25 protein-coding genes and 1 pseudogene are annotated in these 24,455 nt (G+C 74.0%); 13 read left to right on the top strand and 13 right to left on the bottom strand.

The window, feature by feature from the left end; translation table 11 throughout:
* Positions 1–55 precede the first annotated feature (55 nt).
* Positions 56–514: a MarR family winged helix-turn-helix transcriptional regulator gene (locus tag CRYAR_RS24645; RefSeq protein ID WP_051570909.1), complete on the bottom strand. Its 459-nt coding sequence runs from the start codon at positions 512–514 to the stop codon at positions 56–58.
* A gap of 49 nt (positions 515–563) precedes the next feature.
* On the opposite strand from CRYAR_RS24645, the gene CRYAR_RS24650 reads away from it, so the two are divergent.
* Positions 564–1,295 (top strand): hypothetical protein, encoded by a 732-nt coding sequence (locus CRYAR_RS24650; RefSeq protein ID WP_035855502.1) that lies wholly within the window; start codon positions 564–566, stop codon positions 1,293–1,295.
* Here CRYAR_RS24650 and CRYAR_RS24655 read toward each other — a convergent pair.
* Positions 1,263–2,186: an alpha/beta hydrolase gene (locus CRYAR_RS24655; RefSeq protein WP_035855504.1), complete on the bottom strand. Its 924-nt coding sequence runs from the start codon at positions 2,184–2,186 to the stop codon at positions 1,263–1,265. The two genes, CRYAR_RS24650 and CRYAR_RS24655, sit on opposite strands and share 33 nt — an antisense overlap.
* Positions 2,187–2,266: 80 nt before the next feature.
* Here CRYAR_RS24655 and CRYAR_RS24660 point away from each other — a divergent pair, with 80 nt between their 5' ends.
* Positions 2,267–2,857, top strand: a complete 591-nt coding sequence (locus CRYAR_RS24660) for a class I SAM-dependent methyltransferase (protein ID WP_035855505.1) — start codon at positions 2,267–2,269, stop codon at positions 2,855–2,857.
* Between the two features lie 3 nt (positions 2,858–2,860).
* Here the strand turns inward: CRYAR_RS24660 and CRYAR_RS24665 are convergent, their stop codons facing one another.
* Positions 2,861–4,465, bottom strand: a complete 1,605-nt coding sequence (locus CRYAR_RS24665) for a sensor domain-containing diguanylate cyclase (RefSeq protein WP_035855506.1) — start codon at positions 4,463–4,465, stop codon at positions 2,861–2,863.
* Between the two features lie 35 nt (positions 4,466–4,500).
* Positions 4,501–4,902: a winged helix-turn-helix transcriptional regulator gene (locus tag CRYAR_RS24670; protein WP_035855507.1), complete on the bottom strand. Its 402-nt coding sequence runs from the start codon at positions 4,900–4,902 to the stop codon at positions 4,501–4,503.
* Between the two features lie 78 nt (positions 4,903–4,980).
* Here CRYAR_RS24670 and CRYAR_RS24675 point away from each other — a divergent pair, with 78 nt between their 5' ends.
* Entirely contained in the window at positions 4,981–5,901 is a 921-nt protein-coding gene (locus tag CRYAR_RS24675; RefSeq protein ID WP_035855509.1) for an NADP-dependent oxidoreductase, read from the top strand.
* Between the two features lie 7 nt (positions 5,902–5,908).
* Here CRYAR_RS24675 and CRYAR_RS24680 read toward each other — a convergent pair whose 3' ends face one another.
* Genes CRYAR_RS24680 through boxC form a run of 3 tightly spaced genes read right to left on the bottom strand, consistent with a single transcriptional unit; the run spans position 5,909 to position 10,550 of the window.
* Entirely contained in the window at positions 5,909–7,465 is a 1,557-nt protein-coding gene (locus CRYAR_RS24680) for a benzoate-CoA ligase family protein (RefSeq protein ID WP_035855510.1), read from the bottom strand.
* A 12-nt stretch (positions 7,466–7,477) separates the two neighbouring features.
* Positions 7,478–8,920 carry a benzoyl-CoA 2,3-epoxidase subunit BoxB gene (boxB, locus tag CRYAR_RS24685; RefSeq protein WP_051570910.1) on the bottom strand — a complete coding sequence of 481 codons (1,443 nt, stop codon included), beginning with the start codon at positions 8,918–8,920 and terminating at the stop codon, positions 7,478–7,480.
* A 1-nt stretch (position 8,921) separates the two neighbouring features.
* Entirely contained in the window at positions 8,922–10,550 is a 1,629-nt protein-coding gene (gene boxC, locus CRYAR_RS24690; RefSeq protein ID WP_035855511.1) for a 2,3-epoxybenzoyl-CoA dihydrolase, read from the bottom strand.
* A 70-nt stretch (positions 10,551–10,620) separates the two neighbouring features.
* Here boxC and CRYAR_RS24695 point away from each other — a divergent pair, with 70 nt between their 5' ends.
* Genes CRYAR_RS24695 through CRYAR_RS24705 form a run of 3 tightly spaced genes read left to right on the top strand, consistent with a single transcriptional unit; the run spans position 10,621 to position 13,548 of the window.
* Positions 10,621–11,457: a PaaX family transcriptional regulator gene (locus CRYAR_RS24695; protein WP_035855512.1), complete on the top strand. Its 837-nt coding sequence runs from the start codon at positions 10,621–10,623 to the stop codon at positions 11,455–11,457.
* 1 nt (position 11,458) lies between these two features.
* The gene (locus CRYAR_RS24700) at positions 11,459–12,307 is read left to right on the top strand and encodes an amidohydrolase family protein (protein ID WP_035866219.1); all 849 of its coding nucleotides are present in this window, start codon (positions 11,459–11,461) and stop codon (positions 12,305–12,307) included.
* The gene (locus CRYAR_RS24705) at positions 12,292–13,548 is read left to right on the top strand and encodes an MFS transporter (RefSeq protein WP_169745175.1); all 1,257 of its coding nucleotides are present in this window, start codon (positions 12,292–12,294) and stop codon (positions 13,546–13,548) included. The genes CRYAR_RS24700 and CRYAR_RS24705 overlap by 16 nt, the downstream gene beginning before the upstream one ends.
* On the opposite strand, the gene CRYAR_RS24710 is transcribed toward CRYAR_RS24705, so the two are convergent.
* Complete coding sequence (locus CRYAR_RS24710; RefSeq protein ID WP_035855514.1) at positions 13,533–13,991, bottom strand: BON domain-containing protein; 459 nt, start codon at positions 13,989–13,991, stop codon at positions 13,533–13,535. The genes CRYAR_RS24705 and CRYAR_RS24710 overlap by 16 nt on opposite strands.
* Before the next feature lie 286 nt (positions 13,992–14,277).
* Here CRYAR_RS24710 and CRYAR_RS50905 point away from each other — a divergent pair.
* Both CRYAR_RS50905 and CRYAR_RS24720 read left to right on the top strand, forming a co-directional pair.
* Positions 14,278–14,565, top strand: a pseudogene (locus CRYAR_RS50905) (DUF993 family protein); the annotation flags it as partial.
* Positions 14,566–14,596: 31 nt separating this feature from the next.
* Entirely contained in the window at positions 14,597–15,406 is an 810-nt protein-coding gene (locus CRYAR_RS24720; protein WP_035855517.1) for a sugar phosphate isomerase/epimerase family protein, read from the top strand.
* 19 nt (positions 15,407–15,425) lie between these two features.
* Here the strand turns inward: CRYAR_RS24720 and CRYAR_RS24725 are convergent, their stop codons facing one another.
* A complete protein-coding gene (locus tag CRYAR_RS24725; protein ID WP_035855519.1) occupies positions 15,426–16,121 on the bottom strand; it encodes an alpha/beta fold hydrolase in 696 nt (231 codons plus the stop codon).
* A gap of 79 nt (positions 16,122–16,200) precedes the next feature.
* Between CRYAR_RS24725 and CRYAR_RS24730 the strand changes: the two genes are divergently transcribed.
* A complete protein-coding gene (locus tag CRYAR_RS24730) occupies positions 16,201–16,758 on the top strand; it encodes a TetR/AcrR family transcriptional regulator (RefSeq protein ID WP_035855520.1) in 558 nt (185 codons plus the stop codon).
* Here the strand turns inward: CRYAR_RS24730 and CRYAR_RS24735 are convergent.
* The gene (locus CRYAR_RS24735; protein WP_035855521.1) at positions 16,746–17,609 is read right to left on the bottom strand and encodes an AraC family transcriptional regulator; all 864 of its coding nucleotides are present in this window, start codon (positions 17,607–17,609) and stop codon (positions 16,746–16,748) included. The two genes, CRYAR_RS24730 and CRYAR_RS24735, sit on opposite strands and share 13 nt — an antisense overlap.
* An 81-nt stretch (positions 17,610–17,690) precedes the next feature.
* Here CRYAR_RS24735 and CRYAR_RS24740 point away from each other — a divergent pair, with 81 nt between their 5' ends.
* From CRYAR_RS24740 to CRYAR_RS24755, 4 genes are all read left to right on the top strand, one after another.
* Positions 17,691–18,725 carry an acyl-CoA dehydrogenase family protein gene (locus tag CRYAR_RS24740; protein WP_035855522.1) on the top strand — a complete coding sequence of 345 codons (1,035 nt, stop codon included), beginning with the start codon at positions 17,691–17,693 and terminating at the stop codon, positions 18,723–18,725.
* Positions 18,726–18,732: 7 nt separating this feature from the next.
* On the top strand, positions 18,733–19,149 hold the full coding sequence (locus tag CRYAR_RS24745; RefSeq protein ID WP_035855524.1) for a VOC family protein: 417 nt from the start codon (positions 18,733–18,735) through the stop codon (positions 19,147–19,149).
* 51 nt (positions 19,150–19,200) lie between these two features.
* A complete protein-coding gene (locus CRYAR_RS24750; RefSeq protein WP_035855526.1) occupies positions 19,201–20,031 on the top strand; it encodes a hypothetical protein in 831 nt (276 codons plus the stop codon).
* A 62-nt stretch (positions 20,032–20,093) separates the two neighbouring features.
* Entirely contained in the window at positions 20,094–20,576 is a 483-nt protein-coding gene (locus CRYAR_RS24755) for a nucleoside deaminase (RefSeq protein ID WP_035855527.1), read from the top strand.
* Here the strand turns inward: CRYAR_RS24755 and CRYAR_RS24760 are convergent.
* Genes CRYAR_RS24760 through CRYAR_RS24770 form a run of 3 tightly spaced genes read right to left on the bottom strand, consistent with a single transcriptional unit; the run spans position 20,564 to position 24,434 of the window.
* Positions 20,564–22,219 carry a sigma-54-dependent Fis family transcriptional regulator gene (locus tag CRYAR_RS24760; protein ID WP_035855528.1) on the bottom strand — a complete coding sequence of 552 codons (1,656 nt, stop codon included), beginning with the start codon at positions 22,217–22,219 and terminating at the stop codon, positions 20,564–20,566. The genes CRYAR_RS24755 and CRYAR_RS24760 overlap by 13 nt on opposite strands.
* Before the next feature lie 50 nt (positions 22,220–22,269).
* Positions 22,270–23,433 (bottom strand): LLM class flavin-dependent oxidoreductase, encoded by a 1,164-nt coding sequence (locus CRYAR_RS24765; RefSeq protein WP_035866225.1) that lies wholly within the window; start codon positions 23,431–23,433, stop codon positions 22,270–22,272.
* Between the two features lie 20 nt (positions 23,434–23,453).
* A complete protein-coding gene (locus tag CRYAR_RS24770; protein ID WP_035855529.1) occupies positions 23,454–24,434 on the bottom strand; it encodes an NADP-dependent oxidoreductase in 981 nt (326 codons plus the stop codon).
* Positions 24,435–24,455 lie beyond the last annotated feature (21 nt).

Raw genomic sequence — 24,455 nt, forward strand, 5'->3', positions numbered from 1 at the left:
TCGGTCGCCAGTGCCCGATCGGACCGCGCCGGTCGCCGGGAGCGATCACGGCCGCCTACGAGGGGCTCGGGTCCTGAGCCCGATGGACGGCGGCCAGCGCTCCGAGCACGGAGACGGTCAGCTCCCGCTGCTCGTCGGTCAGCCCGGCGCCGATCCGGTCGATCTCCGCGGCGACCGGTTCGAGCGCGCGCACGACGTCGGCCTCGGCCCGTGCGGTGGCCCGGACGATCTGGCGGCGGCGGTCGCGGGGGTGGGGTTCGCGGCGGGCGTACCCGGCCCGCTCGAGCCGGTCGACGAGGCCGGTCGCGGCGCCGGAACTCAGCCCCAGCAGCCGCCCGAGCTCCACCGGCCCGGGCGGATCCGCGAACTCCACCGGCCCGGCCGCCGCCAGCAGGTGCTTGAGCGCGAGGTAATCGCCCGCGGAGAGGCCGAGCCGGCGCGCGACCGACGCGTCGAACTCGGCCACGGCGACGGCCAGGTGATGGACCGCCCAGGTCAACGGCTGCGCTTCCACGACAGCCAGGGTAGCTTGGAAACAAAGCTACTTTGTTGCGGAGGTACCCGTGGAACAGAGTACGCACGACCGCACCCGCTCGATCGCCCTGGCCGGGGCGTGCGCGGCGTTCGTCGCCGTCCCCAACCTCGGCGCGCTGTTCGGCCGCGGCGAGCAGACCGACCGCTACGACACCGTGATCACGCCACCGAACTACGCGTTCGTCGTCTGGGCACCGATCTTCGCCGGGTGCCTGGCCTCGACGCTCACCCAGGTCCGCGCGAGCGACCAGGAGACCAGCCGGCGCACGGGCTGGCCGCTGACCGGCGCGTACCTCACGAACACGGTGTGGTCGCTGGCCGCGCAGAGCGACCGGTTCGCCGCCACGCCGTTCCTGCTCCCGCTGGCGGCCGGGTTCGCCGGGGTGGCGCACGCGCGCGTGCAGGGCCTGACCGACCCGGGCCGGGCGACACCGGTCGGCACCGGTCTCCTGCTCGGCTGGACGACGCTCGCGAGCGCGGTGAACCTGGCCGCCGGTGCGAACCTGTCCGGGGCGGGCAAGGAGTCGCCCCGCACGGTCCGGTCGTCGGCCGCCGGGCTCCTCGCGGTGTGCGCCGCGGTGGCCGCGGGGGTCGCCGCCAGCCGGCGCGGCGCCGGTCCGGTCGCAGCCACGTCCGGCTGGGGTCTGCTCACCACCGCGCTCTCCCCCACCCGCCCGCGCGGTGTCCGGGCCGTCGCCGCCACCGGGGCGGCGGCGATCGCCGCCGGTCTAGCCGTCTCGCGCGCCCGCCGGGCCGGCTAACGCCGCACGCAGCGCGCGGGCCTGGGCCCGCCAGAAGTCGATCGACACCTTCTTCCGGCGGAACAGCGCGTCGAAGTAGTGGAACGCGCCGTGCACGACGTGGAAGTCGCACGGCACGCCGGCCTTCAGCAACCGCGCCGCGTAGTGCGCGTCCTCCTCGTAGAACAGGTCCAGGGTCCCGACGCCGATCCACGCCGGTGGCAGACCGCTCAGGTCCTCCCGGCGGGCGGGCGCGGCGTACGGCGACACCGCCGGGTCGCCGGGCGCCGCCCCACCGAGGTAGGACGTCCACCCGTACCGGTTGCTGCCGGGCGTCCAGACCCGCACGTGCCGGGTGTCGAGATCGGTACGCAGCACCGTGCGGTCGTCGAGCATCGGGTACAGCAGCAGCTGGAACGCGGGTCGCACGTCACCCCGGTCGTGCGCGAGCAGCGCCAGCGCCGCCGCGAGCCCACCGCCCGCGCTGGCGCCGCCGACCGCGACCCGCGCCGGGTCGACGTCCGGGTCGGCCACGAGCCGGCGCAGTGCCGCGTACGCGTCCTCCAGCGCGGCCGGGGCCGGGTGCTCCGGCGCCAGCCGGTACTCCACCGACGCGACGATGATGCCGAGCGTGCGCGCGAACGCGATGTTCGTGGTGTCGTCCTGGCACCGGTTGCCGATGATCATGCCGCCGGCGTGCAGCCAGAGCAGCGCGGGCGCCGGGCCGCTCAGGTACCGCGGCCGGTAGAACCGCACGAGCACGTCCGGTGTCCGGACGTCCTCCACGACGACGTCGTCGGGGAACGTCGTCGCGCCCGGCCCGAGCCGGTCCAGCACCCGCGCGGACCGCGGGCCGATCGTGAACGGGGGAAGGAACCGCCCGGCCCGCAGGTCGGAATGGAAGACAGCCATGCGCGCCCCTCGTCGTTGAGGTCGGACGCCCATCATCCTGGAGAATCCCCCCGGACACCCCGAGAAACGTGAGGTAGCTCGTGACCGAGGAGAACGTCTGGCTCCGGATCCTGGCCAAGGACCCCGGGCACTCGGAGCGCTACGTGCAGCGGTTCCGCCGGCTCGCCGCGCGGGGGCACGACCTGGGCGGCGAGGCCCGGTTCGTCGACGCGCTGCTGCCCCGGGGCGCCCGCGTCCTGGACGCCGGGTGCGGCACCGGCCGGGTGGGCGGCCTCCTCGCCGCGACCGGGCACCGGGTGGTCGGCGTCGACCTCGACCCGCGGCTGATCGCCGAGGCCAGGGCCGAGCATCCCGGCTCGGAGTGGATCGTCGGCGACCTGGCCCGGTTGGACCTGCCCGGCGCCTTCCACGTCGTGGTGTGCGCGGGCAACGTGATGACGTTCGTGGCGCCGTCGACCCGGGTCGAGATCCTGCGCCGCTTCCGCGCCCACCTCGCGCCCGGCGGCCGGGTCGTCACCGGGTTCGGCTCCGGGCGGGAGTACGAGTTCGACGACTTCCTGGCCGACGCCGAGGACGCCGGCCTCACGCCGGACCACCTGCTCGGCACCTGGGATCTGCGCCCGTTCGGGCCGGAATCGTCGTTCCTGGTCGCGGTGCTGAGCCTGGCCTGACGGTCAGGCCCCCGCCTCGACGTAGCGGTTCTTGCCGGAGTTCTTCGCGGTGTACATCGCGGCGTCGGCCCCGCGGATCAGCTCGTCGGCGTCGGCGCCGACGCCGCTGAGCACGATGCCGACGCTCGCGGACACCCGGGCCTCGGCGCCGTCGACGTCGATCGGCGCCCGCAGGTCGGCGATGACCCGCTCGGCGGCACGGCGGGCGTCCGGCGCGGCCGAGAGCCCCTCCAGGATGATCGCGAACTCGTCGCCGCCGAAGCGCGCGACGGTGTCGACCGCGCGCAGACCGGCACGCAGCCGGTCGGCGACCGTCCGCAGCACCACGTCCCCGGCCTGGTGGCCGAGCCGGTCGTTGACCTCCTTGAACCCGTCGAGGTCGACGAAGAGCAGCGCGACCACGCGCTCGGCGCGGGCGTGCGTGGCCAGCGCGTGGGTGAGGCGGTCGTAGAACAGCGTCCGGTTGGCCAGGCCGGTCAGCGGGTCGTGGAACGCCAGCCGCTGCAGCTCCTGTTCGCGCTCGCGCAGCCGCGCCTCGACGCGTTCGCGCCGGGCGATGTCCAGCCGCAGCGCCGCGGTGGCCTCGTCGACCTGCTGCAGGGCACGGCCCCGGCTACCGGCCAGCGCGCCGGTCAGGACGCCGAGCATCAGCGTGAGCGCCACCCCGGCCGCGATCGTGAACCGGCTCAGGCCGCGGTCGGTCGCGGCGATCAGGCGGGCGGTCGGCCGGACGGTGAGCTGCCACCGGCGCTGACCGACCACCACCGTCCGGCTCCGGGTCAGCGAGTCGTCGCGTACCAGCTGCCCGGGGAACGCGGTGGTGAGCACCGCGGCCTGCGCGGTCTCCTCGGTGACCGTCACCTGCACCGCGCCCTGCCCGCGCTCGAGGAGCGTCGAGGACAGGAAGTCCTGCCCGCGGACCGGCATGACGATCCAGCCTTCGAAGACGTGCGGGCCGGTCGAGCCGAGCCCGGTGTAGACCGGGACGGCGAACGCCACCGAGGGCTGACGGCTCAGTGCCGGGATGCCCTCGTCACGCAGCAGCGTGAACGCGGGGCTGATCGCCAGCGCGCCGTTCGCGCGGGCGACCCGGAGCGCCTCGGTGGGCTGCGGCCGCTGCGCCAGGTCGACGCCGACGATCGTCGCGCTGTTGTCGAAGATCCGTTCGAGCACGACGAACGCGTGTTCCGCCGTGCGCGGCGTGGGGTTCAGGGCCAGGTCGGGCGAGCCCCGGGCACGCCAGTACGCCTGCACCGCGGGGATCTCGGCCGTGGTCGCGGGCACGATGAAGCTGATGCTCGCGGCCCCGGCCAGCCGCGAGTTGTCCAGCCCGGCGGTGATCCGGGCGAAGTCGTCGCCACGCAGGTCGGTCTGCGCGCCGACCGCGGCGGCCAGGTCGTGCAGCGTCTCGCCGTAACGCACGACCCGGTCGCTGACCGCCACCGCCAGCTCGTCGGCGTACCGGGTCATCACCTGGGCGGAGTAGCGCTCCTCACCGGAATTGACGACGTCGTACGCGGCCGCGGTGACGGCGCCGCCGCCGAGCAGCACCGCGCCGACGAGGAGGAGGCCGCTGCGCCTCCACCGCTCCCGCCCGCGTTTCCCCACGCCGTTCAGATCGGCACGCCCGCGGCGACGTTGACCTATTGCCGGGACCGGTCGTACGTCTCCCGGGCGGCCTCCACGTCCTCGATGTGGGTGTCGGCCCAGGTCTTGACCGCGGCCATGACCGGGAGCAGGCTCTGCCCGAGCGGGGTGAGCGCGTAGTCCACCCGCACGGGGGTGGCCGGGGTCAGGGTGCGGGTGACGAGGCCGTCGCGCTCCAGCGTCCGCAGCGTCTGGGTCAGCATCTTCTCGCTGACGCCGGCGATCAGCCGGCCGAGGTCGCTGTAGCGGCGCGGGCCGTCGGCGAGCCCGGTGAGCACGAGGCTCACCCACTTGTCGCTGATCCGGTCCAGCAGCCGCCGCGACGGGCACTCGGCCAGGTAGGCGTCGTAGGCGGCTCGTCGCTCCCGCCGGCGTTCGGCCTGGGTCCGGGTGGTCATGTCCGTACTCCCCGCTCCGGTACGCACTTCGGGGTGCGTACTTCCCCGGGGAGAGTAGCTCTCCGTAAATTCGGCCCCATGAGATCGGTGGTCGTACGTGAGTTCGGTGGGCCGGAGGTCCTGGAGGTGGCCGAGGTTCCGGTCCCCGGGCCCGGCGCGGGGCAGGTGCGGATCGCGGTCGCCGGGGCCGGCGTCAACCCGGTGGACGCGCAGACGCGGTCCGGGGCGCTGACCGCGGGCGGGTTGCTCCCGCCGCGCCCGGTGGTGGGTCTCGGGTGGGACGTGTCCGGCACCGTCGACGCGGTCGGCGCCGGGGTCGGGAACTTCGCGGTCGGCGACCGGGTGCTGGCCCTCTCCGACCGCATCGCCCTGTCGTCCAAGGCCCAGGCCGACTTCGTCGTGCTCGACGCCGACGCGGTCGCGCACTGCCCCGGCGACGTGGACCTGATCGACGCGGCGACCCTGCCCCTGGGCGCGCTGACCGCGGCCCAGGCCCTCGACCTGACCGGCCGGCCGGACGCCGGGACGCTGCTGGTGACCGGGGCGGCGGGCGCGGTCGGCGGGTACGCCGCCGAGCTGGCCGTCCGGGCCGGGCTGCGGGTGATCGCGGTGGCGGGGCCCCGCGACGAGGAGTGGCTGCGGACGCTCGGCGTCGAGGCGGTCGTCCCGCGGGACGCCGACCTGGCCGACAGCGTCCGCGCCCTGGTGCCCGGCGGGGTGAGCGCCGCGATCGACGCGGCGAACCTCGGCGCGGTGACGCTCGACGCGGTCCGGGGCGGCGGGGTGTTCGTCGCGGTGCTCGGCGGCGGCCCGGTCCCGCTGCGCGGGGTGCGGGTCGAGCACGTCTGGATCCGCGCCGACGGTCCCCGCCTCGAGTCGCTGGCCGCGGCGCACCTGCGGCTCCGGGTCGCCGACGTCCTCCCGCTGACCGACGTCGCCGGGGCGCACCGCCGCCTGGAAGCGGGCGGCCTGCGCGGACGCCTGGTGCTGCGCCCCTGAGCCCGGTTCAGGCCGGGCCGGTGAGGCGCTCGATCGCCAGCTCGCGGACCCGGAAGCGCTGCAGCTTGCCGGTCGCGGTCACCGGCATCGCGTCGAAGAGGAGGACGTGGCGGGGGCGCTTGAACGCGGCGAGGCCCTCGCGGCAGAACGCGGACAGGTCGGCCGTGGTCGTCTCCGCGCCCGGCGCCAGCACGACGCAGGCCACCGGCTTGTCCAGCCCCGCCGCGTCCGGCACCGACACCACCGCGACCTGCGCGACGTCGGCGTGCGCCCGCAGGTGTTCCTCGACCTCGGTCGGCGACACCCAGATGCCGCCGGCCTTGATGATGTCGTCGGTGCGCCCGAGCGAGCTGTAGTAGCCGTCCGCCGACCGCACGTAGGTGTCCCCGGTCCGCACCCACGGCCCCTGGAACACCCGCCGGGTCACCTCGGTGCGCGACCAGTACCCGGACGCGGCCGAACCGCCCCGCACGTAGAGGTGCCCGGGGGTGCCGTCGGGCACCGCGACCCCGTCGTCGTCGACGATCTTCGCCTCGTACCCGGCGACGATCTCCCCGGTCGTGCCGGCCCGGGTGCGCCCCGGGCGGCCGCTGATGAAGATGTGCAGCATCTCGGTCGACCCGATCCCGTCCAGCATCTCGACGCCGAAGAACTCGGTGAACCGGGTGAACAGCGGCGCGGGGAACGCCTCCCCGGCCGACACGCACGCGCGCACGCTCGCGAACGTGTCCGGCGGGAGCCCGGCCGAGAGCAGCGCCGCGTAGTACGTGGGCCCGGCGAAGAACAGCGTCGGACGGTGTTCCTGCAGCGTGCGCATCGTGGCCTTGGGGTTCGGCCGGGACCGGTCGAGCACCGTGCGCGCGCCGACCGCGAACGGGAACGTCAGGCTGTTGCCCAGCCCGTAGGCGAAGAAGATCTTCGCCACCGAGAAGCAGACGTCGTCGGGGCCGATGCCCAGCACGTCGGCCGCGTAGGTCTCGGCGGTGTCGCGCAGCGAACCGTGGCGGTGCACCGCGGCTTTCGGCGTGCCGGTCGTACCCGACGTGTAGAGCCAGAACGCGGGCGACTCCGCGCTCGTCGGGTACGGCGCCGGGTCGCCGCCGAGCGCCAGGAACGACTCCCACGGCCACACCGGCACCCCGCGCACCATCGGCACCGGCCCCTCGAACACCACGACGTGCGCGAGGTCCGGCAGCCCTTCCAGCGCCGGGGCCAGCGCCGCGAACTCCGAGGAGAGCACGACGATCCGCGCCCGGCTGTCCGCGGCCAGCACCCGGATGTCCTTCGGGGTGAGCATCGTGCTCACCGGCACCGGCACGGCGCCGATCCGCAGGCTCCCGAGGAACGCGGTGACGAGCTCGGGCGAGTCGCCCAGGCACAGCAGCACGCGTTCCTCGGGCCGTAACCCGGCCGTGCGCAGCGCGGCGCCGAAGTCGGCCACGCCGGACGCGAGCGCTCCGTAGGTCACGTCCCGGACCGAGCCGTCGAGGTCGATCGCGGTGATCGCCACCCGCTCGGGCGCGTGCCGGCCGATCAGCCACTCAGCCGCATTGAAGGAATCCACGGTGACCCCTAGTCAGAACCGGACGTAGTCGTACTCGACGGGCAGGTCGTTGATGCCGTGCGCGGGCGGGGAGATCCAGCCGGCGAAGTCGCCGGGTTCGTGGTGGGGCACCATGAGCGCGGCGACGCGGGCGCGGTCCTCGTCGCTCGGCAGGCACGCCGCCACCGCCGCCGCGTCGTCGGTGATCGTGCCGTCGGGGAGCACGTGGTACCCGGAGAACGTGCCGACCCGGCGGTTGAAGCCCTCGTGCGGCAGCGAGAGCCGCGCGTCGACGCCGGCCTTCTCCAGCTCGGTGTTCCAGCGCTTCACGCCGGTGGCGCAGTCGGCCGCGTACTCGTTGCGCAGGTCGAGGTTGAGCGCGGTGAGCAGCGGCACGGTCTCGGTGACGATCCGGCCGCCGCGGATCACCGGCACGCCCATCGTGGCGTCGGTGAGCACGTGGTCGTCGTCGCGCCGGCCCTCCATCCAGCGACCCTTGAGGCCCGCGGCGTAGTAGGCGGCCACGTTCGACGACGTCTCCGACCCGAACAGGTCCATCGAGACCGAGTACTGGAAGTTCAAGTACTTCTGGATGACGCTCAGCGGGATGCCGCCGTGCTCCCACAGATCGTCGGTGCCGTGCTGTCGCATCAGCTCGGCGGTGCGCTGCACGGTGCGCTGCACGCCGGTGGTGCCCACGAACATGTGGTGCGCTTCTTCTTTGAGCATGAACTGGCAGGTGCGCGCCAGCGGGTCGAAGCCCGACTCCTTGAGCGTGCCGAGCTGGTACTTGCCGTCCCGGTCGGTGAAGTACGTGAACATGAAGAACGACAGCCAGTCGGTCGTCTCCTCGTTGAACGCGCCGAGGATGCGTGGCGAGTCGTAGTCACCGGAGTTGCGTTTGAGCAGTTCGTCGGCCTCCTCGCGGCCGTCGCGCCCGAAGTAGGCGTGCAGCAGGTAGACCATCGCCCACAGGTGCCTGCCCTCCTCCACGTTGACCTGGAAGAGGTTGCGCATGTCATAGAGCGACGGGGCGGTGCTCCCCAGGTGCCGCTGCTGTTCGACGCTCGCCGGCTCGGTGTCGCCCTGGATCACGATCAGCCGGCGCAGTTCGCTGCGGTACTCCCCCGGCACCTCCTGCCAGGCCGGTTCGCCCTTGTGGCGGCCGAAGCCGACCGTGCGGTCGGGGTCGCGTTCGGCGAGGAAGATGCCCCAGCGGTACTGCTCCATCGGCACCCGGTCGAAGTGCGCCCAGCCGTCGCGGCCGACCGCGATCGCGGTGCGCAGGTAGACGTCGTGCGTGGGGATGGACGGGCCCAGCGTCTTCCACCAGTCGAGGAACTTGGGCTGCCAGCTCTCCAGCGCGCGCTGCAGGCGCCGGTCACCGGACAGGTTCACGTTGTTGGGGATGCGCTCGCTGTAGTCGATCCGCGACAGCGGCCCCTCGGGTGCCGGCGCATCGGCGATCTCCGACATCTCACACTCGCTTCCGGTCGTAGTCGGCACGCTGCCCGGTGCCGTAGCGACGCAGCGCGCCCTCCGGCCCGGCGGCGTTCGGACGCTGGAAGATCCAGTTCTGCCAGGCGGTGAGCCGGCCGAAGACCTTCGTCTCGGGGGTCTCGGCCCCGGCGAAGCGGAGGTTGGCCTCCATCCCGGTCAACGCGTCCGGGGAGAAGCTGGCGCGCTCCTCGACGACCAGGCGGATCTCGTCGGCCCAGTCGAGGTCGTCGGGCGCGCCGGTGACCAGGCCGAGCGCGTCGGCCCGGTCCGCGGTCAGATCGCGGCCCACGGCGTCCAGGGCGGCCTTCAGGTCCTCGGCGTTCCCGACGAAACGGGTCTGCAGCCGCGAGACCCCGTTGCTCATCGGCAGCAGCCCCGCGTTGAACTCGTCCAGCCGGAGGACGGCCGGCGGGAGCGGGTCCTCGTCGTCCTCGAACCGGCCCGAGAGCATGTACTGCCGGTCGGCGGCGAACGCGATCTCGGCCAGCGTCCCGACGAAGCAGCTCCCCGGCTCGATCAACGCGAACAGGCTGCGCGAGCTGGTGTCCAGCCGCTTGAGCGTGCGCCGGTAGTACCCGATGATCTCGGTGACGAGCCAGTCGTCGCGGTGCGCGAGCAGGAACGCGTCGTACGCGGCCACCACGGCCGGGTCGCCGGCGGTCGTCAGGAGCCACGTCCCGACCTCGAGCTCGTTCGAGCGCAGGCGCAGGATCGCGTCGTCCAGCTCCCGGGTGGTGGCCAGCAGCCAGGACGCGTCGCCCTCCCGGTGCAGTTCGTCGACGTCGCCGGGGACCGCGGTGGGGCCGGCCACGACGAACGTGGCCGTCCCGGCGCGCCGGTCGACCTCGACCGTCACGTGCGGATAGCGCAGGCCCTCGCGGCGCAGCGGGGTCAGCGTGATGCCCCCGCTGCCGTTGCGCCGGGACCGGGCGGCCGCGTCGGCGGCGCGGCGGGCCACCTCGGCCTCGAAGTCGCGGGCCTTGGCCACCGCGTCCACCAGCCGCCACTGCACCGCGCGCCGGCCGCGCACGCCCTCGGCCGTGGTCGCGAACACGTCGGCGAGGTCCCGGCGGACGCCCCGCTTGTCGACGACCCGGGTGAGGCCACCGGTGCCGGGCAGCACCCCGAGCAGCGGCACCTCGGGTAACGAGACGCCGGAGGAGTTGTCGTCGATGAGCACGATCTCGTCGCAGGCCAGCGCGAGCTCGTACCCGCCGCCGGCCGCGGTACCGTTCACCGCCGCGATGAAGTGCAGGTCCGAGTCCTCCATGCCGTTGCGTGTCTCGTTCGTGAACTTGCAGAAGTTGACCTTCCAGCTGTGCGACGACGCGGCCAGCATCTTGATGTTGGCGCCCGCGCAGAACATGCGCTCCAGCCCGCTGGTGACCACGATCACTTTCACCTCGGGGTGCTCGAAGCGCACCCGCTGGAGGGCGTCGTGGAGCTCGATGTCGACGCCGAGGTCGTAGCTGTTCATCTTCAGCTCGTAGCCGGGAACCAGCCCGCCGTTCTCGTCGACGGCGAGCGTCAGCGTCGCGGTGTCGCCGTCGACGGCCAGCGACCAGTGCCGGTAGCGGTCGGGATCGGTGTCGAACGAGATGTCCACGTCCCCATCCTGAAACCTGCTACATGTTTGCCGCAAGAGTTCGGGGCGATGTAGTGAATATAGTGAGGGGGTGACCACCGAACCGGTCGTCTCCCGGCGGCAGCAGCTGGGGGCGGCGAGCGCCCCGAGCCTGTTGCTGACGATCCTGGGCGAGTTCGTGCTCCCCGGCGGCCACCCGGTCTGGACCGCGACGCTGCTCGAGCTGATGGGCGAGCTCGAGATCGCGGAGAAGGCGACCCGGCAGGCGATCATGCGCACCGCGGACAGCGGATGGATCTCCGGTTCCCGGGTGGGCCGCCAGACCCGGTGGGCGTTGACCGACGCGGGCGTGCGGCTGCTCCGCGAGGGCACCACCCGGATCTTCGGGTTCGCCGGCGGCGACCGGCCGTGGGACGGGCGCTGGCTGGTGACGAGCGTCAGCGCGCCCGAGAACCAGCGCGCGCTCCGCGACCGGCTGCGCACCCGGCTGGGCTGGGCCGGGCTGGGGGCGCTCAACGGCGTCACCTGGGTGACGCCGTGGGTCGACCGGGAGCCCGAGGTCGCGGAGGTCCTGGCCGACCTGGGGCTGCCCGGCTGGTCGTTCGTGGCGTCGTCGGGCCGGATCGGCGACGAGCGCTCGCTGACCCGCTCCGCGTGGGACCTCGACGAGATCGAGCGCCGCTACGAGTCGTTCCTCGACCTGGTGGGCCGGCGGCGCCCCCGCACCGACCGCCAGGCCCTGCTCGCGCAGATCCGGCTCGTGCAGGAGTGGCGCCGGTTCCCATTGCTCGACCCGGGGCTGCCGCGGGAACTGCTCCCCCCGCGCTGGAGCGGCCACCGCGCGGCCGAGGTGTTCCGGGAGCGGCATGCCGCGTGGGCGCCGAAGGCCCGGGCGGAGTGGGCAGCACTGGCTGATCGGAGGTCCTGAGGTGCTCGACGGGCAGCGGCTGATCGACGCGCACGTGCACGTCCCGGTGCTGGGGTCGGTGAAACCGGCCTGGATGGACTGGGCGCGCCGGTTCGGGCGCAGCGGGATCGTCGAGGAGATCTGGGCGTCCGACGGCACACCTCGCCCGGCTGCGCTCGACCGGCTCTTCGCCGACGAGGGCGTCGACACCGCGCTGCTGTTCTGCGAGTACAGCCCGCTCGCGACCGGCTACCAGCACTTCGACGACCTGCTGCCGCTGGTGGAGCAGAACCCGGTGCGGTTCCGGCCGGTCGCCAACGTCAACCCGCATCTGCACCACCCGATCGCGGCCGAGCTGACGCGGCAGCTCGACCTGGGAGCGGCGGCGCTGAAACTGCACCCGGTGCACGGCGGGTTCCGGGTGTCGGACGCGGCGCTCTACCCCGCGTACGCGGTGCTGGTGGAGCGGGGCGTGCCGCTGATCGTGCACTGCGGCACGTCGAGCTTCCCCGGTTCGACGAACGCGAACGCCGACCCGGTCTTCGTCGACACGGTCCTGCGTGACTTCCCGGCGTTGACGGTCGTGCTGGCCCACGGTGGGCGCGGCTGGTGGTACGACGCCGCCGCGTTCCTGGCGCTCGCCCGGGAGAACGTCTGGATCGAGCTGTCGGGCCTGCCGCCCAAACGCCTGCCGGAGTACTACGCGCGGTTCGACCTGGCGCGGCTCTCGCGCAAGTGGATCTACGGCACCGACTGGCCCGGCGTGCCCGGACAGGCCGAGAACGCCCGGGCGATCGCGTCGCTGATCCCCGACGACATGGTGCCGCTGGTCTGGTCGCAGAACGCGTCCCGGGTATACGTGGGTCTGTGAACGCACAACGCCGGGTCCTGACCGTTCTGGTCGTCTCGCAGGTACTGAGCGGCGCCGGGCTCGCCGCCGGCATCACGGTCGGGGCGCTGCTGGCCGAGGAGATGCTCGGCTCGACGTCGCTGGCCGGGGTGCCGACCGCGCTGTTCACGGCCGGGTCGGCGCTCGCCGCGGTGGCGGTCGGGCGGATCTCGAACCGTCGCGGTCGGCGTCCCGGGCTCGCGCTGGGGTATCTCACCGGCGCGCTCGGCAGCCTCGGCGTGCTGGTGGCGGCGGTCGCGGACAACGCCGTGCTGCTGTTCGTCTCGCTCTTCGTGTACGGCGCCGGCACCGCGACGAACCTGCAGGCGCGCTACGCCGGGGCCGACCTGGCCGCACCCGGCCGCCGGGCCCGCGCGGTCTCCACCGTGCTGGTCGCCACGACGCTCGGCGGCGTGGTGGGGCCCAACCTGGCCGCTCCGACCGGAGCGCTGGCCACGTCCCTCGGCATCCCGGCGCTGGCCGGGCCGTTCCTGCTCGGCGGCACCGCGTACGGGCTGGCCGCGCTGGTGCTGTTCGTCTGGCTGCGGCCGGATCCGCTGCTGGCGGCGCGCGCGGCGCCGGCCGAGCCCGTCGCGACCGGGCCGGAGGCGGTGCGCTCGGGTCTCCCGCTCGGGGTGACGGTCATGGTCGTCACCCAGCTGGTGATGGTCGCGATCATGACGATGACGCCGGTGCACCTGGTCGACCACGGGCACGGCGCCGGGGCGGCCGGGCTGGTGATCGCCGTCCACGTGGCCGCGATGTACCTGCCGTCGCCGGTGACCGGCTGGCTCGTCGACCGGTTCGGCGCGATCGCGGTCGCGGTCGCCTCCGGGGTGACGTTGCTGGCGGCCGCGCTGGTGGCCGCGGCCGCGCCGGGCTCGTCGGTCGGTCTGCTGACGCTGGCGCTCGCGTTGCTCGGGCTCGGCTGGAACTTCGGCCTCGTGTCCGGCACCGCGCTGATCACCGACGCCGTGCCGCTAGGGGTCCGCGCGAAGGTCCAGGGGCAGGTGGACGTCTCGATCGCGATCTCCGGCACGACCGGGGGGCTCGCGTCCGGCGTGGTGGTCGCGGCGGTGGGGTTCGGCTGGCTGGCCCTGGTGTGCGGCGTGCTCGCGCTGGTGATCCTGCCCGCCGCGCTGCCCCCGATCGCGCGCAGCCGCGCGGCGGCCCGGTCGGCGGCTCAGCCGGCGGCCCGGTCGGCGGCTCAGCCGGGGCGCTGATCGCGGGCGCGGCGGGCGGCGTCGCGGTAGCGGTTCTGCAGGAGCTGGGCGGCGAGCGCGCAGATCAGCGCGAGCGCGATCCAGCCGGCGTTCACCCCGAGGATGCCGGCGACCAGGCTGGCGTAGGCACCGACGACGAACAGCACGACGAGGTTCGGCCAGCGCAGCCCGCGGCCCCGCCGGACCTCGATGTCGTTCAGCACGTCACGCGCACCGCCCTCGACGGCGACCCGGCCGGCCGCGGCACGCACCTCCTCGGCCCGCACCCGCCCCCGCAGCAGCACGACCCCGGCCTGCGCCTGCACGCCGATCCGCGCCGAGCGGGTCAGATCGTCGACGAGCAGCCGGGCGTACACCTCGGCGGCCAGCCGGTAGTCCGGGTCGATCGGCGGGGCAGCGGTCTCGTCCGGCCGCCCCTCGTCGAACGGCAAGGGGTACAGCATGCGCGTCTCCTCCCGAGGCCTGGGGCTTCGGTACCGAGCATCCGCGCCGGGCGTGGAGGTTCTCCGGCAACCGTATGACGGTTCCGTGACAGCCCGGTCGGCCGGACGGTGCGCTCCGCGCTCAGCCGACGAGCGGGCGGGTGCTCTCGCGCAGGACCACTTCGCCGGGGACGGTGACCACGCGGGGCGACGGCGACGGGTCCGGGGTCAGGGCCAGTTCGGCGGCGGTGCGGCCCAGCTCGCCCAGCGGCAGGCGCACGGTGGTGAGCGACGGGGCGACGTCGCGCTGGACGCGGGTGACCTCGCCGGGTACTCGGCGGCGCTGGAGCCGACCGTGCCGCTGGCCCGGCACCTGTTCGAGGCCCCGACCTCGGCCTACAAGACCGGGATCGTGTTCCTGGCCTGGCTGGCCGGTCACCAGCCGGCGTTCGCGATGGTGGGCGGGGCGACGACGGCACGCAGCGTGCCCCACCTGATCGAAGCGTTCCGCCTGGCCGACCGGGCCGGCCTGCTGCCCGATCCGGAGCTCGCCGCGTTCCGGGTGCGGGCGTTCCTGGCGGTGCACGGCGGATGAGCGGGAGCGCGTTCCCGGTGGTGGACGACCGATGAGCCTGTCGCTGAACCAGAAGACGATCAACCGGGCGACGCTGGCCGAGGCCGTGGACGTGTGCGCGCGCCACGGTGTCGAGGCGATCGGGGTGTGGCGCGAACCGCTGGCCGACGCCGGGGTCGCACGGGGCGCGAAACTCGTCCGCGACGCCGGGCTGCGGGTGTCGTCGCTGTGCCGCGGCGGGTTCCTCACCGGCGACGACGCCGGCGCCGCCCGGGACGACAACCGGCGGGCGATCGACGAGGCCGTCGCGCTCGGCACCGACACGCTGGTGCTCGTGGTCGGCGGCCTGCCGCCGGGATCCCGGGACCTCGCCGGCGCCCGCGAGCGCGTCGCCACCCGGCTCGCCGAGCTGGCGCCGTACGCGGGGGCGGGCGGGGTACGGCTGGCGCTCGAGCCGATGCATCCGCTCTACTGCGCCGACCGCGGCGTGCTCTCCACTCTCGACCAGGCGCTGGACCTGGCGTCGGGCTTCACCGCGGAGCAGGTCGCGGTCGTGGTCGACACGTTCCACGTGTGGTGGGACCCCCGGGTGCTCCCGGCTATCGCCCGCGCCGGTGACCGGATCGCGTCGTACCAGGTCTGCGACTGGATCACCCCGCTGCCGCCGGACGCCCTGCTCGCCCGCGGCCTTCCCGGCGACGGGCACATCGACTTCGGGGTCCTCGGCGCGGCCGTGGCGGCGGCGGGGTACCGCGGGGACATCGAGGTGGAGATCTTCAACGCCGACGTGTGGGCGGCCCCCTTCGACGCCGTGGTCACGGAGGTGATCCGCCGCTTCCGGGCCGTGGTGGAGCCCGGCTGAGATCGGCCGGGCCTCCGCGTCAGGCCAGTTTCAGGAGGAGGGCGGCGAGTTCGTCGGGGACCGTGATCATGCAGTCGTGCCCGCTGTGCAGCTCCCACACCGGCTGTCCCTCCGGCACCGGGCGGCGGGTGATGCCCTCGATCTCGAAGCCGACGCAGTGGATGTGGACGCGCGGGACCGCGGCCACGGCCGGGTGGTCGAGCCGCACCGGTTGCCGGTAGGCGAGCACCGGCTCGTCGACGAGCATCGACCGCACCCAGGCGACGTCGTCGGGGTCGGTGACGCCGAACAGGCCGTGGGGTGCCGGCAGCTCCGGCAGCGGGGCGACGCGTCCGTCCTCGGCCGCGTCGATCATCATCTGCGTGATCGGCAGGACGTCGACCGCCGTCTCGCCGTCGACGGGCACCATCGCGTCCAGGTAGACCAGGTGGGCGATCCGGTCGGGCACCCGGTTGGCGACCGACGACACGATCAGCCCCGCGTAGCTGTGGCCGACGAGGACCACGTCGGTGAGGTCCTCGGCGAGGATGAGCCCGGCCACGTCGTCGACGTAGGTCTCCAGGCCGACGTGCGGGCCCATCGGATCGGGGTGGTCGCCGTGGCCGGTCAGCGACGGGGCCAGGACGCGGTGGCCGGCCGCGGTCAGCAGCGGGACCACGCGGTCCCAGGCTCGCCCGTCGTGCCAGGCTCCGTGGACCAGCAGGTAGGTGCTCATTGCGATAACCTCGGGAACTAAGCGGGACGTTGTCCCGGTTGAAGATACGGGACAGTGTCCCGTTTAACCAGGGGGGCCCGTGAAGCCGAAGCGCGCCGACGCCCAGCGGAACGAGAACGCGCTGCTCAGCGCGGCCGCCGCGGTGTTCGTACGGTCCGGGGTGGAGGCGCCGATCCGGGAGATCGCGGCCGAGGCCGGGGTCGGCACGGCGACGATCTACCGGCACTTCCCCACCCGCGCCGACCTCATCGTCGCCGTCTACCGGCACCAGGTGGAGGCGCTCGCCGAGTCCGGCCCGGTCCGGCTCGAGACCGCCCCGACGCCGTACGCGGCGCTCCAGGGCTGGTTCGGCGAGTTCGTCGGTTTCGTGATCACGAAGCAGGGGCTCGCGGCCGTGCTGCAGTCCGACGACCCCTGTTACGACCCGCTGCACGCGTACTTCCTCGAGCGGCTCGAGCCGGTCTGCACGCGGTTGCTGACCGCGGCGGCGTCGTCCGGGGAGATCCGGTCCGGCCAGGACGCGCAGGAACTGATGCGCGGCGTCGGCGGCCTCTGTGCCGGGGCCGGCACCACCCCCCGCTACGACCCCCGCCGGATGGTGGAGCTCCTGATCAGCGGCTTGCGTCAGCCGGACTGAGCCCGGAAACGACCCGGTGGGACGCCGTAGCGGCGGCGGAACGCGGCGGCGAAGCCGAACTCGGTCGCGTAGCCCACCCGGCGGGCGATGCCGGCCAGCGGCGTGCCGGTCTGGCGCAGCAGCCGCGCACCGGTGCTGAGCCGCCAGTCGGTCAGGTACGCCATCGGCGACGTCCCCACCGCCGCGGCGAACCGGCGCGCGAACGAGGTGCGTGACATCCCCGCGACCTCGCTGAGCTCACGCACGGTCCACGGGTGCTCCGGCCGCTCGTGGATCCCGTGCAGCGCCTCGGCGATACCGGGCTCGACCGCCAGCGGCACCCCCTGTTCCTGCAGATGGCGCAACGCGTACACGATCAACAGGTCGACGAGCGCCGCCCGCCCGGCCTCGGGCCCGCGAGCCTCGTACTCCGCGACCAGCATGTCCACCAGCGTCCGCAGCCCGGGGTTGCCGTCGTAGTCCGGGCTCAGCGCGACCACCCCCGGCAGCTGACGCAGCAGCGCGGGTGGCCGCCCTTCGAGCGCGTAGGTCCCGCAGAGGAACTCGAAGTCCGCGGTACCCGCCGGCTCCGGCCGGTGGTCGAACGCGAACGGGGGCAACTCGTCGAGCCGGTGCGGCGCGTGCGCCAGGCCGTGCTCGGTCAGCGCGGCGGTGAAGATCATGTCGCCGGGGCGCAGCGCGACCGGGTCCTCGTCGGCGGGGATCAGCCACGACTCGCCACGCAGCAGGACGTGGAACCCCAGTGTGGCGATCGGTGGGAACCGCACCTTCCAGGCGCCGGATCCGGTGATCCGCCGTGCTCTGGCCCGTCCGGATCGGACGCTGTCGATCGCGGCCGTGATCATGTCCATCGCCGACGATGGTAGCCGTGCGTATGTCTTCGGGTGGCTGACGCATGGCGGGCCGGCCGGCCCGGTGCTGAGGTTGGCCTCATGAACGACATCCTGGCCGCCAACGCGGAGAAGACCGAAGAGCAGGGACGCCCGACCGCGGAGAGCCTGCGGGTGGCCCGCGCGGCCGGCGCGTTCGCGCTGCGTACACCGCAGAAGTACGGCGGGGAGGGAGCCGGTGCGGTACGGACGGCGCGGGTGCTCGCCGAACTGGGCCGCGACTGCCCGTCCACGGCCTGGATCGCCGGGACGTGCCTGACCGCCAAGACGCTCGCGGCGGGCACGGTGAGTGAGGACGTCGAACGGGAGGTGTTCGCCGACCCGGACGTACTGTTCAGCGGGTCGGGCAACCCGGCCGGTGGGCGCGCGGAGCGCGTCGAGGGCGGGGTGCGCCTGACCGGTCGCTGGCCGAACATGTCGGGCTGCGAGGACGCGACGTGGGCCGGGCTCGGCGTAATGCTCGACGGGGTGTTCTCGTTCGCGTTGGTGCCGACCGCCGACCTGACCGTCGACCGCACCTGGCGGGTGGCCGGTATGCGCGGCACCGGCAGCCACACGGTCGTGGCCGACCTGGTCGTGCCGGAGGGTCGGGTCGGTGCGCTGCGGCTGCCGGGCCCGCCGGAGGACCGGATGCTGTACGGGCTGACCGTGCTCGGCCCGGTCGTCGGCGCGACGTTCGGCGCGCTGGACGCGGTCCGCGCGATGTTCGCCTCCGGCCGCACGCCGTACATGACCCCGTACACCTCGATGGGCGAGTCCCCGGGCGCCCGCCACTGGCTCGCCGACGCCGCCCGCCTGGCCGACCGGGCCGAGCGCACGATGTTGTCGGTGGCCGCGGCGGCCGACGCCGGGGGCCTGTCCGCGGCCGACCAGGCGCGGCTGAGCGAGGACATGGCCGACTCCGCGCGCGACTGCCGCAGCGCGATCGAGTTGATGCTCGACCTGCACGGCGCGAGCGGCTTCGCGACGAGCAACGCACTGCAGCGCTTCTGGCGCGACGTCGCGGTCGGCAGCCGCCACCCGCACCTGAACCCGTACCTCGCCGTCGAGCGCTACGGAGCCGTCCTGGCCGGATGATGTCCCCATGACCGACTCGGTGTTCCCGATCGTGAACTGCCGCGAGATCGCTCCGGTGCGGGCGTTCTACGAGCGGGTCTTCGGCGCGACCCTGGCCTACCGGTTCCCCGAGGACGGCGAGCCGGTCTACCTCACGCTGCGGATCGGCACCGGCCAGGTGGCGATCGGGCTCGGCACCGAACCGGCCCTCTACGGCGAGGTGCCGCTCCCGGCCACCGGCCACGCCGTCGACCTCTGCCTGTACGTGGACGACCTCGCGGCCGCGGTGACCGCCGCCGGCACGTCGGTGGTCACCGCTCCGGCCGACATGCCCTGGGGTGAACGGGTCGCGTACTTCCGCGACCCGGCGGGCACGATGCTGCTGGTCATCCAGGCCGGGGCGCGGCCGCCGTCGAGCACCGCAGACGGATCTCCGGCTCGATGAGCCGCCCGGCGACGAACCGACGCTGCTGGAACGGGTGCCTGGTCGGGGCGGATGCGCTGGTGGGCGGCTGACCGTTCTCACCCTGCTGCTCACCGGCTGCGGCTCGCTCCTGGACGAGACCGGGACCAGCGCCGCCGCACCTACGAGCCCGCCGGCCGCCCCGTCACCCAGCGCCACCCCGGAGACGCCCGGGAGAAGCTGCTCGCCTCGGCGCCGACGTACCGGTCGGCGCCCTACTCCTGGGCGACGGTGAACGACGGCGCTCCGGCCGGAACGCCCGACCTGACCGGCGAGGTCGACCCGCTCGGCAAGGCCTACGAGACCCGCCTCGTGCTCCGGGACCCCGAGCTCGACCTGCTCTGGACGTGGCACTTCCGCATCATCGGCGAGAAGGCCTGGTTCCGGGTGCTCCTCGACAACCCCCGCCACCACGAGGGTTTCCCGTCGTACCCGACCAAGTGGGGCCTGGTCGACCAGGCCCGGGTGAAGGACAGCGCGCTCCCGTTCTCCTGGAACCTCGGCAGCAAGGACCCCGGGGGCGTCGCGGCGCTGTTCGGCGGGCTCGTCGAAGCCCGGGAGAGCGGCCCCGGCGCGTTCGAGGGCACGATCGACGTGACCAAGGCGGCGATCGCCGAAGCGGTCAGCGAGGACATCGAGAAGGCGCTCGGCGCCAAGGCGAAGACCGTGCCGTTCCTGGCCCGGCTCGACGCGCAGGGACGCCTCCGGGACCTGGTGCTGGAGATACCGGCCACCGCGAGGAACAAGCAGTACTCGTACCGGGTCAGCTACCGCGACTACGGCCGGACACCCACGGTCGGGCCGCCCGCCGCCGCCGAGACGACGACGCTCACCGACGACGTCTACGAACTGATCAACGCCTGACGCCGGTGATCCCCGGGGCGCGCGGGAAGATCAGGGCGCACCCGACCCGCCGTGGAGGACCGATGACCCGAAACGACCACGCCCACCTCGAACGCTGCGTCGCCCTCGCCGAGGAGGCGGCGGGACGCGGGGACGCCCCGTTCGGCTCCGTGCTCGCCGACGCCGAAGGCACCATGCTGCGCGAGGAGAGCAACCGGGAGGCGACGACCGGAGACGCCACCTTCCACCCGGAGTTCGTGCTCGCGCAGTGGGCCGGGACCAACCTGACCCCCGACGTGCGGGCCGGCGCCACCGTCTACACGTCCGGGGAGCACTGCCCGATGTGCTCGGCGGCCCACGCCTGGGTGGGGCTGGGCCGGATCGTGTACGCGGCGTCCAGCGCCCAGCTCGCGTCCTGGCGCGAGTCCTGGGGCCTGCCGGTGGCCCCGGTCCGCGCGCTCCCGGTCACCGACGTCGCCCCGGGCGTCGAGACCGTGGGCCCGGTCGCGCCGTTCGACGAGCGCATGCGGGCGATCCACGAGGCGGGCCTGGCTCAGAGCCGGTAGGCGCGCAGCTTCGCGTAGAGGGCGGTACGGGAGATGCCGAGCTCGCGCGCGGCGGTGGACTTGTTGCCGCCATGGGCCCGGAGCGCGGACGCGATGACCGCGGCCTCGGCGGTCTCCAGCGGCGTCAGCGCCCGGGCCTGCCGCACCTCGGCGGGCAGGTCCGCGGCGCCGATGCGCACCCCCTCGGCGTCCCGGGCCAGCTCGGCCACCACCCGGCGCAGCTCGGCGAAGTTGCCCGGCCAGCAGTAGCGGCGCAGCGCCGCCAGCGCGTCGGCGGTGAACGACAGCCGCGGGTCGTGGCCGTGCAGCTGCGCCCGGGCCGCCGCGACCACCGCGTCCGGCGTCCGGCGCAGCGGCGGAACCGTCACCGTGCTCGCCCCGACCGCGTCGAGCAGGACCCCGGCCGGTGACCCGGGCCCCGCGGTCACCGTCACCGTGAACGCGAGCGCGGAACGACGCCGCTCGCCGAGCACGGCGGCCACCCGGCGGACCGCCGCGAGATCCCAGAGCTCGGCGTGCCGGATCACCACGGCTCCGCCGCAACGCAGGCGCTCGAGCCACCCGGCCGGGTCCAGCGGGTACGCCGCCGCGTCGAGCACCAGCGGCGAGCCGAGCACCTCGCGCAGCACGGTGAGCTTGCCGCAGCCGGGTTCACCGGCGACCGCGACCGGCCCGGCGGCGACGAGCTCGGCCACCCGGCGCACGACGTCCGGCTCCGGGGCCGTGGGAGAGGCAGCCGGGCCGACCCGGTCCGTGCGGCCGGTGCGGCGCCGGTTCCCGCGCCCGGCCGGCGCCGCGACCGGTTCCCGGACCGTCACGACCGCACCGGCCACCGCGCCGTCGCTGCGCACCAGACGCACGTCGGCCCGCAGGTCGGCCGGTAACGCCGGGACGTCCCCGGCCCGGATCGACTCCCAGAGCCCGAGCCGGTCGAACCCCAGTTCCGCCGCCTGCTCCGAGCAGATCACCAGGTCGTCGCCGACGACCGCCACCGGCCCGGCGCCGGCCCGCTGCGACGCGAGGAACGCCGACAGCAGTTCCCGCTCGCGCGCGGTGGCGACCGTGTACAGCGCCTGCCGGATCTCCTCGACCAGCTTGCCGACGATCACCGGGAGCAGCGAGTTCGTGTCCGCGGCCCGGCACGTCACGTTGACCGCGCCGATCGTGCGCCGGGTGACCGGGTGACGCACCGGGGCGGCCACGCACGTGACGTCGTGGAAGCGGTGCACGAAGTGCTCGGCGCCGCGGACGGTCGCGATGCCGCCGGTCTCCAGTGCGGTCCCGAGCCCGTTGGTGCCGACGTGCTCCTCCCCGAAGTTGAACCCCTCCACCACCCGCAGATCGTCGAGCGTGGAGCGCAGCATCGGCTCCGACACCCACCGCCAGAGCACGCTGCCGGCCGCGTCCGCCAGCGCCAGGCACGAGTGATGGCCGACGAGGTGCGTGGCCATTCCGGCCAGCACCGGGATCGCGGCCCGCGCGAACCGGGAGTCGACGTCGGTCTCGACGAACGGAACCGCGGCGTGCTCGGGATCCACGCCGCTGAACCGCGAGCGCCGCCACGAGGTCAGCACCTCGGCGCGGACGTCGCGGGGCTCCAGCCCGGATTGGAACTGCTCCCAGGCGGTGGCATCGGTCGTCATTGACCACTCCCCTCCGCACGGCCCATTCTGCGCCGTGCGGAGGGCGACGGTCAGGCTTTCTCCTGCTCGTACCGCTGGGTCATGTGCGCGACGGCGTCCAGCTGGGTCTGCGCGTGCGCGGCGCGGGTGCCCGACGCGCGGTCCTTCGCCGCCAGCGTGCTCGCCGCCTGCCCCTGGAACTCCGGGAACACCTGCTGGGCGATCAGCTCGAACGACCGTTTCGTGGCCTGCGGGTTGGCCCACTCGTGCCCGAGCAGCAGGAACGCGCCGAACCCGCCGGACTGGTCGACGAGCCGCCGCACCTGGGCCCGCGCGTCCTCCACGGTGCCGATCGCGCCGATCCCGGCCTCGTTGATGAAGTCGATCATCCCCTTGACGTCGGCGCTGGAGCCGACGTCCATCTGCGGGAACGCGGCGACCTTCTGGAAGTACGTGAACCAGTGCTCGATGCCGTACTCGACGTCGCGGTAGGCCTGTTCGCGGGTCTCGGCGACGTGCATCAGGCCCACCAGCCGCCAGCCGGAGCGCGACGGCGCCGGCCGGCCGTGGTGCGCGGCCCGTTCCTCGACGACGTTCCAGTGGTGGGCGAGCGCGTCGAACCCGTCGGGGGTGAGCGTGGCCCCGATCGAGAGCAGCCCGACGCCGTGCTGGCCGGCCATCCGCGGCCCGGTCGGCGAGGCCACCGCGGCGACCGCGATCTCGAAGCACGGGTCGGTGTACGGACGCAGCTGCAGCTGGGCGTCGACCAGGGTGTGGGTCTTGGTCCGGCGGGTGACGGTCTCCCCGCGGAGCAGCCGGACGATGATGTCGAGGTTCTCGCCGAGCAGCTCGCGCGTGTCGGTGGGGTTGAGGCCGATCATCGCCGAGTCGGTGGGCAGCGAACCGGGCCCGCAACCGAGCATGGCGCGGCCGCGGGTGAGGTGGTCGAGCAGGACCATGCGGTCGGCCACCCACAGTGGATTGTGGTAGGCGATCGACGTGACACCGGTGCCGAGCTTGATGTGGCGGGTGCGTTCGGCGGCGGCCGCGATGAAGATCTCGGGCGACGCGATGATCTCGGACCCGGCGGAGTGGTGCTCGCCGATCCAGGCCTCGTCGTAGCCGAGGGCGTCGAGATGCTCGACGAGCTCCAGGTCGCGGTGCAGGGCGAGCGTCGGGTTCTGACCGGGTCGGTGGAAGGGGGCCAGGAAGGTGCCGAAGCGGAGGCGGCTCATGGAGCCGAGCATGACCCGGATCAGACCGCCGGAGCTGTCCGGAAAGTGGACACCACGAGCTTGCCGGTGGTGTGCCGTCGAGCGAAGTCGACGCAGGCGCGCGGCCCGTCGGCGAAGTCGTACCGCCGGCCGATCGTGACCGGGAGCCGGCCGGCCACGACGAGGTCCGCGACCTCGTTCATCCCGCCGAAGGCCGCGTCGAGGTCGAGCACGAAGCGGGCCTCGACGTCGTCGCGGGGGCGGCCGGCGATCGGTTCGGTGATCGTCAGCAGGCGGCCGCCGGTGCGCAGGGCCCCGGCCGTCGCGCCGAGACCGTCACCGGGCCGGGTCAGGTTGAACGCCACGTCCACGCCGGACGGGTACTCGCTCTCGGCGTACCCGATCGTGGTGTCCGCGCCGAGCGTCCGCAGGAGTTCGGCGTCGGCCGGGGTGGCGGTCGCGATCACCCGCGCGCCGGCTTCGGCCAGCAGCGGGACCAGCGCGGTCCCGACCCCGCCGGTGGCCCCGACCACCAGCGCGGTCTCGCCGGGCCGCACCGCCGCCGTCCCCAGCAGCGCGAGCACGGTCAGCCCGACGGTCGGCACCGCGGCCGCCCGGTCGGCGGGCAGCCCGGCCGGTCGGTGGGCGATCAGCGGGGTGTCGGCCTCGAACACCGCGTACTCGGCCAGCGACCCGGTGCCCAGCGAGGGCCGGGTGGGGCTGACCAGCGCGCGCAGCACCCGGGGAACGGACTGGCCGAACACCTCGTCCCCGACCCGGTAGTCCCTGACCCCCGGCCCGGCGGCGGTGACCGTTCCGGCGAAGTCGTTGCCCAGGACGTGCGGGAAGACCAGCGGCGCGACGTCCCGGTACGCCCCGCTGGGCAGCCGGACGTCGGCCGGGTTGATCGACGCGGCGGCGATCCGGACCTGGATCTGCCCCGGGCCCGCGGCCGGTACCGGCACGTCGGTGACGACGTAGGTCTCCGGCGCTCCGTAGCGGATCGCGGCGACAGCTTTCATGGTGGGCCTCCAAGCGGACCG

The sequence above is a fragment of the Cryptosporangium arvum DSM 44712 genome (assembly GCF_000585375.1).
GTDB lineage: Bacteria > Actinomycetota > Actinomycetes > Mycobacteriales > Cryptosporangiaceae > Cryptosporangium > Cryptosporangium arvum.

What these genes read in the sequence shown, in the direction of transcription:
- CRYAR_RS24720 (WP_035855517.1), top strand. Translation starts at nt 14,597, where the DNA reads ATGAGCCTGTCGCTGAACCAGAAGACGATCAACCGGGCGACGCTGGCC.
- CRYAR_RS24770 (WP_035855529.1), bottom strand. Translation starts at nt 24,434, where the DNA reads ATGAAAGCTGTCGCCGCGATCCGCTACGGAGCGCCGGAGACCTACGTC.
- CRYAR_RS24725 (WP_035855519.1), bottom strand. Translation starts at nt 16,121, where the DNA reads ATGAGCACCTACCTGCTGGTCCACGGAGCCTGGCACGACGGGCGAGCC.
- CRYAR_RS24760 (WP_035855528.1), bottom strand. Translation starts at nt 22,219, where the DNA reads ATGACGACCGATGCCACCGCCTGGGAGCAGTTCCAATCCGGGCTGGAG.
- CRYAR_RS24745 (WP_035855524.1), top strand. Translation starts at nt 18,733, where the DNA reads ATGACCGACTCGGTGTTCCCGATCGTGAACTGCCGCGAGATCGCTCCG.
- CRYAR_RS24750 (WP_035855526.1), top strand. Translation starts at nt 19,201, where the DNA reads ATGCGCTGGTGGGCGGCTGACCGTTCTCACCCTGCTGCTCACCGGCTG.
- CRYAR_RS24670 (WP_035855507.1), bottom strand. Translation starts at nt 4,902, where the DNA reads ATGACCACCCGGACCCAGGCCGAACGCCGGCGGGAGCGACGAGCCGCC.
- boxB (WP_051570910.1), bottom strand. Translation starts at nt 8,920, where the DNA reads ATGTCGGAGATCGCCGATGCGCCGGCACCCGAGGGGCCGCTGTCGCGG.
- CRYAR_RS24740 (WP_035855522.1), top strand. Translation starts at nt 17,691, where the DNA reads ATGAACGACATCCTGGCCGCCAACGCGGAGAAGACCGAAGAGCAGGGA.
- CRYAR_RS24655 (WP_035855504.1), bottom strand. Translation starts at nt 2,186, where the DNA reads ATGGCTGTCTTCCATTCCGACCTGCGGGCCGGGCGGTTCCTTCCCCCG.
- CRYAR_RS24710 (WP_035855514.1), bottom strand. Translation starts at nt 13,991, where the DNA reads ATGCTGTACCCCTTGCCGTTCGACGAGGGGCGGCCGGACGAGACCGCT.
- CRYAR_RS24675 (WP_035855509.1), top strand. Translation starts at nt 4,981, where the DNA reads ATGAGATCGGTGGTCGTACGTGAGTTCGGTGGGCCGGAGGTCCTGGAG.
- CRYAR_RS24735 (WP_035855521.1), bottom strand. Translation starts at nt 17,609, where the DNA reads ATGGACATGATCACGGCCGCGATCGACAGCGTCCGATCCGGACGGGCC.
- CRYAR_RS24765 (WP_035866225.1), bottom strand. Translation starts at nt 23,433, where the DNA reads ATGAGCCGCCTCCGCTTCGGCACCTTCCTGGCCCCCTTCCACCGACCC.
- CRYAR_RS24755 (WP_035855527.1), top strand. Translation starts at nt 20,094, where the DNA reads ATGACCCGAAACGACCACGCCCACCTCGAACGCTGCGTCGCCCTCGCC.